1 protein-coding gene is annotated in these 2,545 nt (G+C 61.8%); it reads left to right on the forward strand.

From position 1 onward, the window contains the following. Nucleotides 1-2,418 (forward strand): nitrite reductase large subunit NirB (nirB, locus tag P8X48_13265; protein MEJ2108272.1); only part of this gene is annotated, 2,418 nt, incomplete at its 5' end. Nucleotides 2,419-2,545 lie beyond the last annotated feature (127 nt).

A 2,545-nucleotide genomic window follows, 5' to 3' on the forward strand; every position in this document is an offset into this window, starting at 1 on the left:
AACGGCAACGGCATGGCCGGGATGCGTGCGGTAGAGGAGTTGCTGGAGCTGGCGCCGGACCGTTACCACATCACGGTCTTCGGCGCCGAGCCCCACGTCAACTACAATCGCATCCTGCTCTCGCCGGTGCTGGCAGGCGAGAAACGGTTCGAGGACATTATCCTGAACGAAGAGTCCTGGTACACGGACTACGGCATCACCCTGCACAAAGGCAACGAGGTCGTACAAATCGACCGCGCCGGCCGCAAGGTGGTGGCGAAGGACGGCATCGAGGCGCCCTATGATCGACTGCTTGTCGCCACTGGTTCGGTTCCTTTCCGCCTGCCGGTACCCGGCAGCGATTTGCCCGGTGTCATCGGATTCCGCGATCTCGCCGACGTGGACACCATGCTGCAGGCGGCGACACACTATCGCCATGCCGTTGTCATTGGCGGCGGACTGCTCGGCCTGGAGTCCGCCAACGGCCTGATGAAGCAGGGCATGAAGGTCACGGTCGTGCATCTCCCGGACATCCTTATGGAACGGCAGCTGGACACTGCTGCGGCGAAGATGCTGCGCCGCTCGCTGGAGGAGAGGGGGATGGAGTTCATCACGGCCGGTCAGACGGGAGAAATCTTCGGCAAGAAACGGGTGCAGGGAGTGCGCCTCAAGGACGGACGCGAATTGACCGCCGACCTCATAGTCATGGCGGTGGGCATTCGCCCCAATATAGAGCTGGCGAAATCCGCCGGCCTGTACTGCGATCGCGGCATCGTGGTCAATGACACCATGCAGACCTACGACCCGCGCGTATACGCGGTCGGCGAATGCGTGCAGCACCGGGGCCGGACCTACGGTCTGGTGGCGCCGCTGTTCGAACAGGCCAAGGTATGCGCCAACCACCTGGCGTACTACGGGATCGCTCGCTACGAGGGTTCCATGATTTCGAGCAAGCTCAAGGTTACGGGCATCGACCTGTTCTCCGCCGGCGATTTCCTCGGCAACGACACCACCGAGGAGATCGTTATGCAGGATATGGCCGCGGGCGTATACAAGAAGCTGGTGCTGGCGAACAACCGTCTGCTCGGCGCGGTGCTCTACGGCGACACCGTAGATGGCTCATGGTACTTCCAGCTCATGCGCGAGGAGACCGATGTGAGCGATCTGCGTGCACGCCTGTTGCATGGCCAGGCCCACCTGGGCGACTCGGGACACGGCGACATCACATCACGGGTGGCGGCCTTGCCTGATGATGCCGAGATCTGCGGCTGCAACGGTGTGTGCAAGGGCAAGATTGTGGAGGCGATCACTTCCAAGAAGCTTTTCACCCTGGATGAAGTGCGTGCCCACACCAAGGCCTCGAATTCCTGCGGCTCCTGTACCGGCCTGGTGGAAGGGCTGATCGCGTCGACCCTGGGCGGCGACTATTCGACGACGCCGAAGAAGACGCCCATGTGCCCATGCACCGAGCACACCCATGATGAGGTGCGCACGGCAATCGCGACACGCGAACTCAAGACGATCCATGCCGTAATGGACGAGATGTCCTGGCAAACCCCCGATGGTTGCAACAAGTGCCGGCCGGCATTGAATTTCTATTTATTGACGGCGTGGCCGGGCGAATACGTGGACGACAATCAGGCACGCTTCATCAACGAGCGCGTGCACGCCAACATCCAGAAAGACGGTACCTATTCCGTGGTTCCGCGCATCTGGGGTGGCGAGACCACGCCGACGCAGCTTCGTGCCTTGGCGCAGATTGCCGAGAATTTCGATGTACCCACGGTCCATATCACCGGTGGCCAACGCATCGATTTCCTCGGTCTTCGCAAGGAGCAGCTCCCCGGAATCTGGGGCGAGCTGTCGAAGGCGGGTTTTGTTTCCGGTCATGCCTACGGCAAGGCGATCCGTACCTGCAAGACCTGCGTCGGTTCTGACTGGTGCCGCTTCGGAACCCAGGATTCCACCGCCATGGGCATTGCCCTCGAGAAGATGGCCTGGGGCGCCTGGATGCCACACAAGGTGAAGATGGCAGTCTCTGGATGCCCGCGCAATTGTGCCGAGGCCACCATCAAGGATTTTGGCGTCGTGTGCGTGGATTCGGGCTACGAACTGCACGTCGGCGGCAACGGCGGGGTCAAGGTGCGTGCCACGGACTTCCTGTGCAACGTCAAGACGCCGGAGGAGGTACTGGAGTACTGCGCTGCCTTCCTGCAGATCTATCGTGAAGAGGCGCGCTACCTTGAGCGCACCGCCCCCTGGGTGGAGCGGGTCGGATTGGGCTACGCAAAAGAACGTGTAGTGGAAGATGCCGACAGTCGGCGCGAGGCGGCCGAGCGTTTCTACGATGCGCAGCGCTTCTCCCAGGCTGACCCGTGGGCCGAGCGCGCCCAGGGCGTGGATGCCCACGAGTACACACCCCTCAAACTGGTCGGATAGTCATGGCAAACGAGGAACAGAGTAGTCAAATGCAGACGGTGGCACAGAACGACACCGGGGGCTGGATTGAGATCGGTACGCTCCGCGAGATTCCTCGCCAGGGCGCACGGGTGGTACGCACCGCAAA

The organism is Acidiferrobacteraceae bacterium (genome assembly GCA_037388825.1).
In the GTDB taxonomy this organism is placed as follows: Bacteria; Pseudomonadota; Gammaproteobacteria; order Acidiferrobacterales; family JAJDNE01; genus JARRJV01.